Raw genomic sequence first — 15,274 nt, forward strand, 5'->3', positions numbered from 1 at the left:
GGAAGACCTGCGAGCGGTCTCCCGGGCATCGGGAAGCCCGGGAGACCGCTCGCGGAGGGCGGGGGCGCCGTCCGGACCGCTGCGGGGTCCGGACGGCGCCCCCGCCTGAACGTCTCGTCGGGGGAGGCGTCTCCGGGCGGACCCTCAGCGGAAGCGGTTGCCCTCGTCGCGGCGGTAGGCCCACGCGGCAAGGGCCCCGGCGGCCGCCGTCCAGACGCCGAACATGACCAGGGGCAGCGTGCCGGGGGTGCCGTGGCCGATCGCCGCCCAGACCAGCTCGACCGCGCCCCGGCTGGGCAGGAAGGGCGCGACCGCGTCGATGAACGCCGGGGCGTCCACCGGGTTCGTCAGCAGGCCGCCGCCCACCGCCATCGGGAACAGGGTGAGCTGCACCACCGCGATCGCGGCCTTGGACGGCAGCGCGTAGCCGATGAACAGCCCCAGGAGCTGGAACGGGACCGACGCGACCAGCAGGGCGCCCAGGCCGAGCAGCAGCCGGACCGGTGTCACGGTGGCCTCGGTGAGCAGCGCGGAGACGAGCAGCACCGGCACGACCCCGATGAGGGTCATGGCCACCGCGTTGAGGATCCGGCCGCCCAGCCTCGGCCACGGCCCGGCGGGCAGGGTGCGGGTGTACGGGTCCCAGGGCTGGGCGCGGTCCTCGGCGACGCCCAGGCCGTGGGTGAAAAGGCCGCTGGACATCACCGCGAAGATCATCATGGACGCGGTGGCCATCGTCGCGCCGACGGGGTGGTCCCCGGCGAAGGGCACCACGAAGAAGAGCATCGAGGCGGCGGGGAAGAAACCGTTGCCGATCACCGCGATGGGCACGCGGACGGTCTCCAGGAACTGGTACCGGGCATGGGTGAGAAGAAGGGACATGGGGGCGGTCCTCTCGTGCGGGTGGGCGGCCGGGAGACCGGGCCGTACGGCGGTGCGCGGGCCGCGCGTCAGGCGGCCGGGGACTCGCGGGCGGTGATGGTCAGGAAGGCCTCCTCCAGCGAGGTGGGGCGGACCTCCAGGCCGGAGAAGCGGGCCTCGGCCCGGACCAGCGCCCGGACCAGGGCGTCGGCGTCGGAGGTGAGCAGGTGGATCCGGTCCCCGTCGCGCTCGGTGCCGAGCACGCCGGGCAGGTCGGGAAGGTCGTCGGCGGTCATGGTGACCCGGCGGACGCCCGCGATGTCCCGGACCTCCGCCGTGCTGCCGTCGGCGAGCACCCGGCCTCGGCCGATGACCACGACCCGCTCGGCGAGCGCCTCGACCTCCTCCAGGTAGTGGCTGGTCAGCACCACGGTGCCGCCTTCGGCGTGGAAGTGCCGGATGGCCTCCCACAACGACCGCCGCGCCTCGACGTCCAGGCCCGTGGTCGGCTCGTCCAGGAAGACCATCCGCGGATCGCCGACGAACGCCAGCGCCACCGCGAGCCGCCGCTTCTGCCCGCCGGACAGCCCGCCGATCTGGCGGCGCTCCAGCCCGGACAGGCCGAACCGCTCCAGCAGCGCCCCGCGCTCCACGCTCCGCGGGAAGTGCGCGGCGACGAAGTCCACGACCTCGCGGACCCGCAGCGTCGGCGGGAGGCCGGTCTCCTGCGGGGTGACGCCGATGCTCAGCCGCCGCGCGGGGTCGGCGGGGGAGCCGCCGAGCAGTTCGACCCGGCCGGAGCTCGGCCTGCGCAGCCCGACGAACAGGTTGATCAGGGTGGACTTGCCGGCGCCGTTCGGGCCGAGCAGGCCGACCAGCTCGCCGGAGCGGATGTCGAGGGAGAGCTCGTCCAGCGCCAGGACGTCCCCGTAGCGCCGGCTGACGCCGACGGCGCGCGCCAGCGTCTCCGGCCCGGCCTCCGCTCCCGCCGCGGGAGTCCGGGCCGCCGCCGGCCGCGCGCTGTCTCCGGCCCCGGGGGTCTCCGCCGGAGCGGTGATCGGTGCCGCTGTGGATTCCGTCATCGGAAGGGCCTCTCTCTGAGGGGGTCAGGTGACGCCGGACGCAGGCGGCACCGAGGTGTCCAGCAGCCCGCGGATCGCCGCGGTGTAGTCCTCGAACGCGACGCGCCCCCGGCGGGTGAGGGCCACATAGGTGACAGGGGTGCGCCCCCTGTGGGTCTTGGTGATCTCCACGTATCCGGCCTCCTCCAGCTTGCTCAGGTGCACCGAGAGGTTTCCCGCCGTCATGCCGAGGAGGTCCTTCAGGCCGGGGAAGGCGATCCGGTCGCCCTCCGGCAGGGTGTTGAGAGTGACGACCACCCGCAGCCGGGCCTGCGCGTGGATCACCGGGTCGAGCTCGGGCGTCATGCGCGCATCCTCCGGCGGAGCACGAGCCCGGCGACGACGGACCCGCCCCCCGCGCCCACCGACATCAGCAGGGCGTGCCAGCCCGGTCCGGCGGCGGTGCCGACCGCGTTGAGCACGGCCAGCCCCGCGCCGAGGACGAACATCGGCCGGACGAGCCAGATGGCTCCGCCCGCCATGTAGAGGACGGCGACCACCATCATCGAAAGGCTCGCCCAGAGCAGGTTCCGCTCAGACCCGGGAAGGAGCTGGCCGAAACGGACGGCGATCATCCACATGGCGAAGAAGCCGAAGCCCCAGGCGAAGCCGTACATCATGCCGCGCTCCTGGGACACGCCGCGCACCGGACTGCGCAGCTGCCACATCGTCATCGCGCTGATCAGCATGGCCATCGCCATCAGCCCGAACAGCAGCGCCAGCGCGACGCCGAGGGGGACCGGCGCGTACGGCGTGCCGGACAGGCCGTGGTGGAGGAAGAGCACGCCGAACCCGACGAACCAGGCGACACCCCACGCCAGGTAGTGCGGCACCGGGTCGGGCATGAGCCGGTGCGCCGCTGTGGCGCCCTGCTGCTCGATCAGCCGGAGCGTCTCCTCCGGGCTCAGCACCCGCTCGTCGTCGTCCACGCGACCCCCTTGGGAGCTCAAAGCAGTTTGTGTCGCAAACCATGTGGTTTGAACTGTAAACCACACTGTGCTTCCAACTCAACCCCCGGGCCGGCCGGCACCCGGATCGCCGACACGCAGCCCGCCGCCGTTCCCGCTCCCGGCCCGGAGCCGGTGGGCGCCGTCTGCGCGCTGCGCCGGCACCCGGCGGCGGGAGTCCTGCTCGGCCGCCCGTCCCCTCCGCCGCGGCCGCCGCGGGGCTAACGCCGGGCGACCAGCGCCTCCGAGCGCCACAGGTCCCGGTAGTAGCCGGGGGCGCCCACCAGCTCGCCGTGGGTGCCCCGCTGGACGACCGAGCCGTTCTCCAGCACGACGATCTCGTCCACCTCCTCCAGGCCGCGCAGCCGGTGCGTGACCAGCAGCGTCGTACGGCCCCGGGTGGCGTCGAGCAGGTCGGCCATGAGCGCGTCGGCGGTCTCCTCGTCAAGGGCCTCGGCGGGTTCGTCCAGCAGCAGCACGGGCGGGTCGTTCAGCAGCGCCCGCGCCAGCGCCAGCCGCTGCAGCTGCCCGCCGGACACCGTCCGCCCGTCCTCCCCGAGCGGGGCGTCCCACCCGGTCCGCTCCACCCACTCCTCCAGCCGCGCCCGCCGTACGGCCTCCGCCAGCTCCTCCTCGCCGGCCTCCGGCCCGGCCAGCCGCAGGTTGTCCCGGAGCGAGGCCTGGAACACGTAGGGGTCCTGGGTCAGGCCCGTCATCATCCGCCGGGCCTCGTCCGAGGGCAGCTCCCGCAGATCGCTCGCCGGCCCCTCCCCGGAACGCAGCCGGATCGTGCCGGACTCGGGCTCCACCAGGCGCATCAGGGCCGCCAGCAGGGTGCTTTTGCCCGCGCCGCTCGGACCGACGACCGCCACCCGCCTGCCCGGGGTGAGGGCCAGGGAGACGCCGTTCAGGGCGGGAGGGCGGCCGGGCGCGTGCCGGACGACCAGGTCCTCGACCTCCACCGCGAGCGGTCCGCCGGGGACGGCGCGCGGGGTCGCGGGCTCCGCGACGGCGGGCGGGGTCGCGCGGACCTCCCGCAGGCGGCGCAGGGCGGCGAGCACCCCGGCCATCCGCTCGGCGGCCGCCGCCATCGGCAGCACGGGCTCGAAGGCGACCAGCGAGGTCAGCGCGAGCACGGCGGTCGCCACGGATCCGGCGTCCGCCGCCCGGGCCGCCAGCACGACTCCGGCGACGGTCAGCACCTGGGTGAGCACGCCCAGGCAGGCGGCGACCGCGTTCACCCGGGCCTGGCCCCGCTCCAGCGCGGCCAGCCGGGCGCCGGCCTCGGCGGAGGCGGCCAGGGCCCGCCCGCCCGCCCCGTAGGCGGCCAGGTCGGCGGCCCCGTGCAGCAGGTCGGCGACCCGGGCGGCCAGCTCGGCCCGGGCCGGGGCGATCCGCGCCGCCCGGCGCCGCGTGGCCGCGGTCACCCCGGCGGGGAGCACGACGCCGGCGACCACCAGCCCGGCCAGCAGCACCAGCGCCGCCGCCGGGAGCAGGAAGAGCCCGAGCACGACCGCCGCCAGGCCGGTCACCAGTGCCGCGACCCCCGGGAGGAGGCCTCTGACCAGCAGGTCCTGGACCGCGTCGGTGTCGTCGACCATCCGGCTGAGCAGGTCGGCGCCGTGCCGGTCCCGAGGGCCGGCCGGGATGAGCGCCCGGTAGAGGTCCTCCCGGGTGGCCGCCTGGGCGCGGAGCGCGACGTCGTGCCCGGCCAGGCGCTCGCCGTACCGGAACACGCCCTTGCTCGTCGCGAACGCGCGCACCCCGACGATCGCCACGCTCAGCGCGGCCAGCGGCGGCTGCTCGGCCGCCCTGGTGATGAGCCACGCGGCCGACCCGATCAGCGCCAGCCCGGCCAGTTCCGCCGCGGCTCCGGCCGCCATCGCCAGGGCGAGCCGCCCACCCGTCCGGCTCATCGCGACCCTCCGGTCCGCGTCAGGGGGACACCGCCGTCCGAACCGCCGTCATGGGGGACACCGCCGTCCGGACCGCCCGGGCCGTCGTCGCGGGAGACCTTCCGGTCGGACACGATCCGTCCGCCGTCGATCCGGACCACCCGGTCGGCCAGGCCGATCATCGCGGGCCGGTGGGCCACGATCACCGCGGTCCGCCCTTCGGCGAGGTCGCGGGTGGCGGCCACGATCGCGGCCTCGCTCCGGCCGTCGAGCCGTGCGGTCGGCTCGTCCAGCAGCAGGGCGTCCGCCGCGGGCAGGCAGAAGGCGCGGGCCAGCGCGACCCGCTGCCGCTGCCCGGCCGAGAGGTTCGCGCCGCGCTCGCCGAGCACCGTGTCGTAGCCCTCCGGCAGCTCCGTCGCGAATCCGTCGGCGTGCGCGGCGCGGGCCGCCGTCCGGACCTCCTCCATCGTCGCGCCGGGGGAGCCGAGCCGGATGTTGTCGGCCACCGAGACGGCGAACAGGTGCGGGCGCTGCGGCACGAACGCGGGCCGCCAGGATCCGGCGGCGAGCTCGGTCCCGCCGACCAGCACGCGCCCGCTCTCCGGGGAGACGAAGCCGAGCAGCAGGTGGAGCAGGGTGCTCTTGCCCGCGCCGCTCTCGCCGACCAGCGCCACCCGCTCGCCCGGCGCGATCACCAGGGAGACGTCCTCCAGCGCGGCCTCCTCGCGGCCGGGGTAGCGCACCGTGACGTTCTCCAGCCGGATCTCCGGGCTCCCGGCGCGGGACGCGTCCGGCGCCGCCCCGCCGTCCGGTCCCGCGCCCGGCGCCGAGGCGTCCCGGGCCGGGCTCTCCGCGTCCGGTACGGCGGTGTCGCCCGCCGCGGCCTTTCCGCCGGGCCCGGCCTCCCCGTCCGCGACGGCCTCCCTGTCCAGTACGGCGAAGGCCTGGTCGGCGGCGGCGACCCCCTCCATCGCCGCGTGGAACCGGTTGCCCATGTTCCGCAGCGGCAGGTACGCCTCCGGGGCCAGCAGCAGGACCAGCAGCCCGGTCGTCAGGTCCAGCGATCCGCCCAGCAGCCGCAGGCCGATCGGGACCGCGACCAGCGCCAGCGAGAGCGAGGCGGCCAGTTCCAGCACCAGCGACGACAGGAACGCAACCCGGAGCGTGCGCATCGTCGCGGCCCGGTGCTCGTCGGCGACCCGCCGGATCACGTCCGCCTGGTAGCGGGCACGGCCGAAGGCGCGCAGCGTGGGCAGGCCCCGGACCACGTCCAGGAAGTGCCCGCCGAGGCGGGACAGGGCCCGCCACTGGCGTTCGGTGACGGTCTTGGTGTGCATGCCGACCAGCGCACCGAAGATCGGGATCAGCGGGAGCGTGACGAGCACGATCACCGCGCTGGCCAGGTCGGCGGTGAACAACCGGACGAGCACCGCGACCGGCACGACGCCCGCCACCGCGACCGCCGGGAGGTAGCCGTTCAGGTAGGGGTCGAGGGCGTCCAGGCCCCGGCCGGTCAGCGTCACCAGCTCGCCGGAGCGGTGCGAGGTCAGCCGGGCCGGGCCCAGGTCCCGCAGCCGTGCCAGCAGCCGGTGGCGCAGGACCGACTTCACCGCGGTCGTCATGTGCCCGGCCGCCACGCCCTGCACCAGGCCGAGCACCCCCCGGGCGCCGGCCACCAGGGCCAGGAGGGCGAGGGCCGAGGCCGCGAACCGGCCGGACAGCACCCCGGCCAGCAGTTCGGCCTGGACCAGGACGAGCAGCCCGGCCCCGGCCGCGGCGGCCAGGCAGAGGGCCAGGTGGCGGCGGACGGTCCGCTCGCCCCGCGCCAGCCGGAGGAGATCCTTGTGCATGCGTGCCTTACGAGGAGTCCGGGGTCTCCGGAGGAGCCCTAGAAGAAGGACGGGATGCGTTCCGGTGCCCGCCCGGGACCGAACGTGCGCCACACCCATACTTGCCCGGCCACCATGAGCGGCGCGAACGGAAGAATCATGAGATTGAGCACAGTCAGCGTATCGGCGGGGGCGGTGCGCTCCAGGAGCCACGGGGCGGCCCCGGCCAGCAGCGCCGCGGCGGGTGCGGCGGCCGCGCAGGCCGAGACGAGCAGCGCCCCGGTGCCCCGGCTCGCGCCCGTCACCCGCCCGGGCAGCCGCCAGGAGGCGAAGGTCCAGCCGTGGAAGGCGAGCGCCGCGGCGACCGCGGCCCCTCCGGCGAGCCCGAGCGGGGTGATCGACATCCCGTTCGCCGACGCGACCAGGGCGGCGCCCCAGCTGAACGCCAGGCCGCAGGAGCCGAGGCAGATCGCCCCGTCCCACCCGGCGCGCCAGGCGCGGCCGTCCAGGCGGCGCCGGAACCAGAGCCCGGCGTCGCGCACGATCCACGAGACCAGCAGCGAGACGACCAGCGGGTAGAGGCCGAACAGGACCTCGCCCTCGGCGCGCGGGTAGGCGCCGAAGAGCACCCCGGCCACCGCCACCAGCCAGACCTCGTTGGCCAGGACGAACGGCGCCATCGCGGCGACGACGCGGTCCCGGCCCTCCTGGTCCCTGCCGAGGACGGGCAGGAGCATGCCGAGGCCGATGCCGGAGCCCTCCAGGGCGAAGTAACCGAGCAGCAGGACGGCGAGGACGCCGAACCAGAGGATGTCCACGGTGTCTCCTTACAGGCTCAGCGCGGCGGCGCGCTCGGGTTCGGGGGCGGGGCCGGCGCCCAGGGCGACGGTGGCGGGGCCGCGGCGCACCACACGGCCGATGAGGACGTAGTCGACCACCGCGAGCAGGCCCAGCACGGCGGTGAAGGCGATGAGGGAGGCGGTGACCATCCCTGAGGTGAGCCCCGGGGACATCGCGTCGGCCACGGTCAGCTTCCCGTGGATCAGCCAGGGCTGGCGGCCGGCCTCGCGGGCGAGCCAGCCGAGGACCGCGGCGAGGAACGGCAGCGGGGTGACCAGCATCACGATCGGGTGGGCCCACCGCCAGCGCGGCAGCCAGCGGATCACGGGCAGGAGGAAGAGCACGATGACGAACTGGAGCAGCTCGCCGATCAGGATCATGAAGCCGAGTCCCGCCCCGGCCAGCGGCTTGTCGTCGAACTTGCCCGGCTGGAACTGCCCGACCGGGCCGAACTGCGCGAAGCCGAACGCGACCGTGACCGCGACGCCGACCGCGGCGACGGCCACCCCGAGCCGGAGGGACTTCGTGAAGAACTCCTGCTCGGCGGTCCTGCGGAACAGGTTGTAGGCGCTGGCCCCCATGACCACGGATCCGCCGGTGAGCAGGGCCGCGCCGATCACGTGCGGGAGTGCCATGGTCAGCATCGGGTTGGTGAGCAGCGCGCCGAAGTCGACCAGCTCCAGGTGGCCGCCCCGGTCCACGGTCCCGGCCGGGTTCTGCAGGAACGAGTTGGCCACCATGATCCAGAACGCCGAGGCGTAGGCGGTCAGCGTGACGATCCAGATGCACGCCAGGTGGAGGCCGCGGGGCAGCCGGTGCCAGCCGAAGATCCACAGGCCGAGGAACGTGGACTCCAGGAAGAACGCGCCGAGCGTCTCGATCGCCAGTGGCGCGCCGAAGACGTCTCCCGCGTAGTGCGACAGCCCGCTCCAGTTCAGTCCGAACTGGAACTCCATCACCAGGCCGGTGACGATGCCGAGCGCGTAGTTGATCACGTAGATCTGGCCCCAGAAGCGGGTCATCCGCTCGTGCACCGGATTGCCCCTGACGGTCCAGACGGTCTGCATGATCGCCACGAGGGGGGCCAGGCCCAGCGTCAGCACGACGAACAGGAAGTGCAGGCTTCCCGTCACCGCGAACTGCGTCCGGGCCAGGTCGAGCACGTCCATGGCGCCACCTCCGTTGTTGTGCCTGTCTACCTATAGACACTCTACATGTAGCTCATCTACATGTAGGCTGTCTATTCGAGAGGTAGGGTGACGACGTGAACACCGACGCGCTCCGCGGGCACATGGACGCCCTGCTGCTCTCCGTCCTGGAGAGCGAGCCCCTGCACGGATACGCGATCATCGAAGCGCTGCAGGAGCGCAGCGGCGGCGTCCTGGCCGTGCCGACCGGCACGGTCTACCCCGCCCTGCGCAGGCTGGAGCAGGCCGGATATCTGGCGAGCGAGTGGGCCACGGTGGGCGGGCGCAAGCGCCGCACCTACCGGCTCACCTCCGCGGGCCGTACGGCCCTCGCCGGCGAGCGCTCGGCCTGGCAGCGGTTCGCCAGCACGATCGGCAGCGTCCTGGAGCCGCGCTCCGCGAAGTGAGGGCGCCGCTCCGGGACGCACCGTCAGACGAAGGCGCCGATCGGACGGGAGAGGCGCTGCGGCGGCCGGCGAACGAGCGGCGGGGCGGGTTTCAGGCGGCGGCGGGCCGGTGCCGGGTGGCGCCGATGCAGCGCGTCGCGCAGTAGACCTGCAGGCCCCAGAACCCGTAGCTCACCACCGAGGCCGCGATGCCGGGCGGGTAGCCGGAGAGGCCGGCCGGTCTGCCGGAGCCGTACATCAGGGCGCCGCACAGCACGAGCATGACCGGCAGCATGGTCCAGACGAGCAGCGCCAGCGCCCGGGAGACCAGCCGCGGCCGCCGCATCCTGCGCCGTCCCCGGCCGAGTGCGAAGAGCGCGAGGGCCCCCATCACGCCGAGGCCCAGCTGCAGGACGTCCACGGCACGGGCCACCGGGACGAACCAGGCGGGCTTGGCCGCGTAGGAGACCGGGTCCATCGGGAACAGCTTCCAGATCAGGGTCCACATGAGCGCGGTGAGCGGCACGGCGAGGAAGAGCAGCACGGCCAGCCTGCGGCCCGCGGAGGCCGAGAGCTCCTCCTGGTATCCCGGCGCGATCTCGGCGATCGTGCCGAACTCCTCGACCGCCGCCCGTTCGGCCTCGGCCCGGTCCAGGCCGTCGTGCTCCATGGCCTCGGCGGCGTCGAGCAGGCTGTCGCGCGCCTCGGCCACCAGGTCGAGCTTGGCGCCTCTCGGCCCCCTGAGCGCACGGCTGAGACCGGTGACGTAGTCGTCGATGACTCCGGTGCTCGCCATGATCTCTCCAGGTGCGCGGTCCCCCCTCCGGGGTCTTCGGCACCCATCCTGGTCCTCCTGAGGGGGTTCCGCATCCGGGACGACCCTGAGATGACCCGGATCCGCGGAAGTCCGGATCTTCCGGCAACGACGACCCTCAGTGTGAGAGGTGGGCCGGTGGGAAGGGGGCGTGCCGGGCGGTGTGCGTGGCCGAGGTCGCCAGGAGGCTCCCCGCGGCGAGGACCGCGGCCAGGACGGACCAGCCCAGGACGCGCCGCATCCGCAGGCCGTACCCGCTGACCACCCAGTGGAGGGAGAGCAGCCAGCGGCCGGGGGAGCGGCTGGCGAGCCGGCGCATCTCCATCGCGCCGAAACGGAAGTCGGCGGCGACGGCCGCGTCGTCCACTCCCGCTCGCAGCCGGGAGTAGAGCGCCGCAAGCCGGTGCGGGGCCTGCGGGTCGGTCTCCGAGGAGGACCAGCCTCGCCAGGTGTGCTCGTCGGCGAGGACGCGCCGCCGGGTCCACCAGCGCAGCGGCGGCCAGTTCAGGGCGAGGCGCATGCCCCGCGGCGTGGTGGCGAACGTGCAGCCGGTCAGGCGGAGCCGTTCGGGATGCAGGAGCCCGGCGAACCGGCAGGCGCTGAGATCCAGGCGGACCAGCTCCAGCGCCTCGGCGTCGACGCCATGAAGCGAGGGCACGCGGGAGGCCGCGCGGGCCGAGCTCCGCCCGGTGACGGCGGCCGGGCCGCGCAGCACCGCGCCCTCCATCTTGATCCTCGCGTCCTCCACCTCGGCGGTCAGCCTCCCGGACGCGTGCAGTCGCCGCAGGTCCACCTCGCAACCCGTGGCGGACAGATGGAGATCGCCGCCCGACCAGGCCCCGGTCAGGGTGAGCCGCCTGCCGACCGTGACCGGCGCCAGGTAGGCCCTGGCCGAGAACCGCACCGCCTCGAACCCGGCCGTGCCGCCGAAGGCGGTCCTGCGGAACGACACCGTCCGGCCGAACCGGCACCCCCGGAAAGCGGCATCGCCGGTGAACCGGGTCCCGTCGAAGGCGGCGAACCCCCGGAACTCGGCGTGCTCGAACGAGGCGGTCCGCCCGAAGCGGGCCGTGCCGAACAGCGCGTCGCCGCCGGAGACCATCCGGTCGAAGGCCGCGTGCCCTGTCACCGCGACGCCGTGCAGGGACAGCTCCCGGGCGAATCTCACCTCGCGGAAGGAGACGTTGCCCGCGAACCGGGCCTCGACGAACGAGGCGAGGCGATGGAACCCGGCGTGATCGAAGGAGACGTCGCCCGCGAAGACGACGCCGCCGAACCGGGCCCCGTCCGGGAAGACGGCCCGCTCGAACCAGGCCCTGCCCAGGGTGCGCCGGGTGGCGGACAGAATCCGCTCCAGCAGGACCTCGCCCACGACGGTGCCCCGCAGGTCGACCGGCGAGCCTGGAGAGAGGCCGTCTACGACCTCGTCGAGTTCATCGTGGTCCAGATGGGCCAGGCAGCGGCCGTACGGCTGCCGCGCCGCGCCCGCGCACTGGGGAGAGGCGGCGCACGTGACCCAACCCGTATCCAGGGTTCGCATATCCCAGTGATACCCCGCAAGCCCGCGGCTAGGTCAAGGCAAGCCGATGTTGGCCGCCGCGGATCGACACCAAGTGTCAATATTTTCCGATTTCACCTTCCGTCCACTTATAGGCGGACGTAGGCGGATCGAATGGGCTCTACGCTCCTGCCATGCGTGCTTTATCCCGGGCGCTCGCCGCCCTCGCGGCCGTCGGCGTCACCGTCGCCGGTACCGCGGCTCTCACCTCGGCCCCGGCCCTGGCCGCGCCGGGCTCCGTCGTCATCAGCCAGGTCTACGGCGGCGGCGGCAACACCGGCGCCCCGTTCGCCAACGACTTCGTCGAGCTGTTCAACCGCAGCTCCGCACCGGTCGCCCTGGACGGCTGGTCCGTCCAGTACGGCAGCGCCACCGGCACCGGCACCTTCGCCGCCAACACGGTGGCGCTGTCCGGCACCCTCGCGCCCGGCCAGTACCACCTGGTCCAGCTCGCCGGCGGCGCCAACGGCGCCGCGCTGCCTGCGCCCGACGGCACCGGCGGGATCAACATGAGCGGGAGCGCGGGCAAGGTCGTCCTCGCCCGCTCGGCCGAAGGGCTGGCCTGCAACGGCGGCTCCGTGCCCTGCACCCCCGAGCAGACCGCGCTGATCGCCGACCTCGTCGGCTACGGCGGCGCCAACTACTTCGAGGGCGCCGCCGCCGCCCCCATCCTGTCCGGCACCACGGCCGGCGTCCGCAAGGACCACGGCTGCGCCGACACCGACGCCAACGGCGCCGACATCGAGGCCGCGGCCCCGGCCCCGCGCAACCGGGCCACCGCCCCGGCGCCCTGCGGCGACGCCGACCCGACCCCGACCCCCACGCCGACCCCCACCCCGACCCCGACGGGCGAGCCGTGCGAGACCCCGGCGACGCACCAGATCGCCCAGGTGCAGGGCGGCGGCGACGCCAGCCCGATCGCCGGCCAGACCGTCCGCGTCGAGGGCGTGGTGACCGCCGACTTCCAGCAGAGCGGCCAGCTCAACGGGTTCTTCCTGCAGGACCCCACCCCGGACGCCGACCCGGCCACCTCCGAGGGGTTGTTCGCCTTCGCCCGCGCCTCCTTCAAGGACGTCAAGGTCGGTGACCGCGTGCTGGTCACCGGCAGGGTCGTGGAGTTCAGCGGCTGGACCGAGCTCTCGCCGGTCACCGCCGTGGACGTCTGCGGCACCGGCACCGTCGCCCCGGCCCGGCAGAACCTTCCGCGGGCCGAGGGCGCGACCTTCGAGCCGGTCGAGAACATGCTCGTCACCTTCCCCGAGCCGCTCACCGTCACCGACCACTACAACCTGGGCCGCTACGGCGAGATCAACCTCGCCTCCGACGGCCGGATCTACCAGCCGACCGACCGGCCGGGCGTGGACGCCGCGAAGAACGCGCGCCGCACCCTGCTCGTGGACGACGGCTCCACCGTGGAGAACCCGCCGGTCATCCCGCACACCGACCCGCGCGTGGTCCGTCTCGGCGACACCGCGTTCGGCGTCACCGGCGTGCTGGGCTACGGCTTCGGCAAGTACCGGCTCCAGCCGACCAAGCCGGTCACGTTCCTGCGCACCAGCCCGCGCCTGCCCAAGCCGCTCCCGGTGGGCGGCAACGTCAGGGTGGCCAGCTTCAACACCCTCAACTGGTTCACCACCCTGGGCTCGCGCGGCGCGAGCACCGCCGAGGAGCAGCAGCGGCAGCTGACCAAGCTGGTCGCCGCGCTGAAGGGCATGGACGCCGACGTGGTGGGCCTGATGGAGGTCCAGAACAACGGCCAGACCGCGGTCCAGGCCCTCGTCGACGCGCTCAACGCCGAGGTCGGCGCCGGCACCTACGCGGCGCTCGCCCACCCGTACCCCGGCACCGACGTCATCCACGTCGCGATGATCTACAAGCCCGCCAGGGTGCAGCCCGTCGGCGCGGCCCAGTCCTCGACGGACCCGGTCTTCCGGCGGCCCCCGCTGATCCAGACCTTCCGCCGGGCCCAGGGCGGCCAGTCGTTCACGGTGCTCGTCAACCACTACAAGTCGAAGGGCTGCGACGAGGAGGCCACCGGCCCGGACGCCGACCAGGGCGACGGCCAGAGCTGCTACAACGGCGAGCGCGTCCGCCAGGCCCAGGCCACGCTCGGCCTGATCGACAGCCTGGACCTGCCCAACCCGCTGGTCCTGGGCGACCTCAACGCCTACGGCGAGGAGGACCCGATCGACATCCTGGAGGCCGGCGGCCTGGCCAGCGTGACCAAGCGGTTCGTCCCGACGCCGCTGCGCTACAGCTACCTCTTCGAGGGCCAGCTCGGCGAGCTCGACCACGCCCTGGTCGGCAGGCAGCTGCTCAAGCGGGTGACCGGCGCCACGATCTGGCACATCAACTCGGACGAGCCGAGAGCGCTCGACTACAACCTGGAGTACAACCCGCCGGGCCTCTACGAGCCCAACGCGTTCCGCTCCTCCGACCACGACCCGGTGGTCGTCGGCCTGAACCTGCCGGGCGGCAGGGGCTAGCCGGACGTCCCCGGAGAAGGGACCCGCCCCGCCGCCACGGGCGGGGCGGGTCCCGCACCGGCGCCGGTCGCCCGGGCGGCGGCCCGGACTCCGGGAGTCGGGGGATCACCCGCGGCCGCGGTGCACGCTCACCGCGTACCCGCCGCCGTCGTAAGGATCCCCGTCCCAGGTGGCCAGGCGCCGCTCCAGCACGAGTCCCGCCGCCGCGCACCACGCGTCGTACTCCGCCAGTCCGACGGTGGCCGAAGCCATCGGGAGGTGCTCGGCGTCCAGCCCGAACCCGGCCACCAGCGTCCCGCCCGGCCGCAGCACCGCGGCGAGCCGCCGCACGGCCTCCGCCTCGCTCCCCGGGGCGAGCAGCGGGATCACGTTTCCCGCGGCGACCACCAGATCGAAGGGCCTCGCCGGGGCGGCGCCCGGACCGTGCGCAGGATCCCCCGCGGGCGCGCCCGCGTCGAGGGCTCCCGCGTCGAGGGCACTGAGGTCGCCCGTCACCCAGACCAGGCCGGGCGCCCGGCTCCGCGCCACCGCGAGCATGGACTCGTCCATGTCGACGCCCACGCACTCGTAGCCCAGCTCGGCCAGCCGGATCGCCACCCTTCCGGTGCCGCACCCGGCGTCCAGCACCCGCGCTCCCGGGGGCGCCAGCGTCGCGCACAGGCGCGCCTCCCCGTGCACGTCGGCCCCCGACGCGGCCAGTTCGGCGAACCGCGCCGCATACCGCTCCCCGGCGTTCCCGCCCGTGATCTCCGCCCAGCGGCTCGTAGACTCTCCCATCCGCCCAGGATCCCATCCGGCCCCGCGCGGGACCCCCTCCGGTCCGGTCCGCCGTGCGGCGGACAGCCGGGCCGGGCGGGGTTTTCCCGGGGACGGAGGGATGGAATGCTCAGCGGGGGTACGGGGTTATGCGAGCCGTACAGACGCCCGAGAACAAGAGGAGCCAGTGGTGGCGACCATCGAGGTAACCGAGAAGAACTTCAACGAGATCGCCGACCAGGGGATCGTCCTGCTGGACTTCTGGGCGGCCTGGTGCGGGCCGTGCCGGACCTTCGGGCCGATCTTCGAGAAGGCCTCCGAGAAGCACGGGGACATCACGTTCGGCAAGATCGACACCGAGGCGGAGCAGGCGCTGGCCCAGGGGTTCGAGATCACCTCGATCCCGACCGTCATGGCCATCCGCGACGGCATCGTCGTCTTCGCCCAGCCCGGCGCGCTGCCCGCGCCCGCCCTGGAGGACCTGATCACCCAGGTCCGCGCGCTCGACATGGACGCGATCCGCACCGAGCTCGCGAGCGAGCTGGGCGCCCAGAACTGACCTGCGGGACCGGCCCGCAGAACCGACGTGCGAGC

The 15,274-nt window shown here is 74.2% G+C and carries 14 protein-coding genes; 3 read left to right on the top strand and 11 right to left on the bottom strand.

Going from position 1 to position 15,274, the window contains the following annotated elements; all coding sequences use genetic code 11:
• Window positions 1–144: 144 nt before the first annotated feature.
• The 8 genes from FHS22_RS17035 to FHS22_RS17070 form a co-directional block, all read right to left on the bottom strand.
• The gene (locus tag FHS22_RS17035; RefSeq protein WP_184942783.1) at window positions 145–882 is read right to left on the bottom strand and encodes an ABC transporter permease; all 738 of its coding nucleotides are present in this window, start codon (window positions 880–882) and stop codon (window positions 145–147) included.
• A 68-nt stretch (window positions 883–950) separates the two neighbouring features.
• Window positions 951–1,943 (bottom strand): ABC transporter ATP-binding protein, encoded by a 993-nt coding sequence (locus FHS22_RS17040; protein ID WP_184942785.1) that lies wholly within the window; start codon window positions 1,941–1,943, stop codon window positions 951–953.
• A gap of 24 nt (window positions 1,944–1,967) precedes the next feature.
• Window positions 1,968–2,288 (bottom strand): transcriptional regulator, encoded by a 321-nt coding sequence (locus tag FHS22_RS17045; RefSeq protein WP_184942787.1) that lies wholly within the window; start codon window positions 2,286–2,288, stop codon window positions 1,968–1,970.
• Window positions 2,285–2,911, bottom strand: a complete 627-nt coding sequence (locus FHS22_RS17050) for a transporter (RefSeq protein WP_184942789.1) — start codon at window positions 2,909–2,911, stop codon at window positions 2,285–2,287. The genes FHS22_RS17045 and FHS22_RS17050 overlap by 4 nt, the downstream gene beginning before the upstream one ends.
• A 239-nt stretch (window positions 2,912–3,150) precedes the next feature.
• Window positions 3,151–4,845: a thiol reductant ABC exporter subunit CydC gene (gene cydC / locus FHS22_RS17055; protein ID WP_184942791.1), complete on the bottom strand. Its 1,695-nt coding sequence runs from the start codon at window positions 4,843–4,845 to the stop codon at window positions 3,151–3,153.
• The gene (cydD, locus tag FHS22_RS17060) at window positions 4,842–6,674 is read right to left on the bottom strand and encodes a thiol reductant ABC exporter subunit CydD (RefSeq protein ID WP_184942793.1); all 1,833 of its coding nucleotides are present in this window, start codon (window positions 6,672–6,674) and stop codon (window positions 4,842–4,844) included. Before cydD ends, cydC begins: the two co-directional genes overlap by 4 nt.
• A 38-nt stretch (window positions 6,675–6,712) precedes the next feature.
• A complete protein-coding gene (locus tag FHS22_RS17065) occupies window positions 6,713–7,471 on the bottom strand; it encodes a cytochrome d ubiquinol oxidase subunit II (RefSeq protein ID WP_184942795.1) in 759 nt (252 codons plus the stop codon).
• A 9-nt stretch (window positions 7,472–7,480) separates the two neighbouring features.
• Window positions 7,481–8,662, bottom strand: a complete 1,182-nt coding sequence (locus FHS22_RS17070; RefSeq protein ID WP_184942797.1) for a cytochrome ubiquinol oxidase subunit I — start codon at window positions 8,660–8,662, stop codon at window positions 7,481–7,483.
• A 95-nt stretch (window positions 8,663–8,757) separates the two neighbouring features.
• Between FHS22_RS17070 and FHS22_RS17075 the strand changes: the two genes are divergently transcribed.
• On the top strand, window positions 8,758–9,087 hold the full coding sequence (locus FHS22_RS17075) for a helix-turn-helix transcriptional regulator (protein ID WP_184942798.1): 330 nt from the start codon (window positions 8,758–8,760) through the stop codon (window positions 9,085–9,087).
• A 91-nt stretch (window positions 9,088–9,178) separates the two neighbouring features.
• On the opposite strand, the gene FHS22_RS17080 is transcribed toward FHS22_RS17075, so the two are convergent.
• Both FHS22_RS17080 and FHS22_RS17085 read right to left on the bottom strand, forming a co-directional pair.
• Window positions 9,179–9,862 (bottom strand): permease prefix domain 1-containing protein, encoded by a 684-nt coding sequence (locus tag FHS22_RS17080; RefSeq protein ID WP_184942799.1) that lies wholly within the window; start codon window positions 9,860–9,862, stop codon window positions 9,179–9,181.
• Window positions 9,863–9,998: 136 nt separating this feature from the next.
• Window positions 9,999–11,420, bottom strand: a complete 1,422-nt coding sequence (locus tag FHS22_RS17085) for a pentapeptide repeat-containing protein (RefSeq protein ID WP_184942800.1) — start codon at window positions 11,418–11,420, stop codon at window positions 9,999–10,001.
• A 152-nt stretch (window positions 11,421–11,572) separates the two neighbouring features.
• Between FHS22_RS17085 and FHS22_RS17090 the strand changes: the two genes are divergently transcribed.
• Complete coding sequence (locus tag FHS22_RS17090) at window positions 11,573–13,924, top strand: ExeM/NucH family extracellular endonuclease (RefSeq protein WP_184942801.1); 2,352 nt, start codon at window positions 11,573–11,575, stop codon at window positions 13,922–13,924.
• 105 nt (window positions 13,925–14,029) lie between these two features.
• Here the strand turns inward: FHS22_RS17090 and FHS22_RS17095 are convergent, their stop codons facing one another.
• Window positions 14,030–14,701 carry a class I SAM-dependent methyltransferase gene (locus FHS22_RS17095; protein ID WP_184942802.1) on the bottom strand — a complete coding sequence of 224 codons (672 nt, stop codon included), beginning with the start codon at window positions 14,699–14,701 and terminating at the stop codon, window positions 14,030–14,032.
• A gap of 169 nt (window positions 14,702–14,870) precedes the next feature.
• On the opposite strand from FHS22_RS17095, the gene trxA reads away from it, so the two are divergent.
• Window positions 14,871–15,239, top strand: a complete 369-nt coding sequence (gene trxA / locus FHS22_RS17100) for a thioredoxin (RefSeq protein WP_184942803.1) — start codon at window positions 14,871–14,873, stop codon at window positions 15,237–15,239.
• Window positions 15,240–15,274 lie beyond the last annotated feature (35 nt).

It is taken from the genome of Thiemannella venezuelensis, from assembly GCF_014203605.1.
Lineage (GTDB): Bacteria > Actinomycetota > Actinomycetes > Streptosporangiales > Streptosporangiaceae > Planomonospora_A > Planomonospora_A venezuelensis.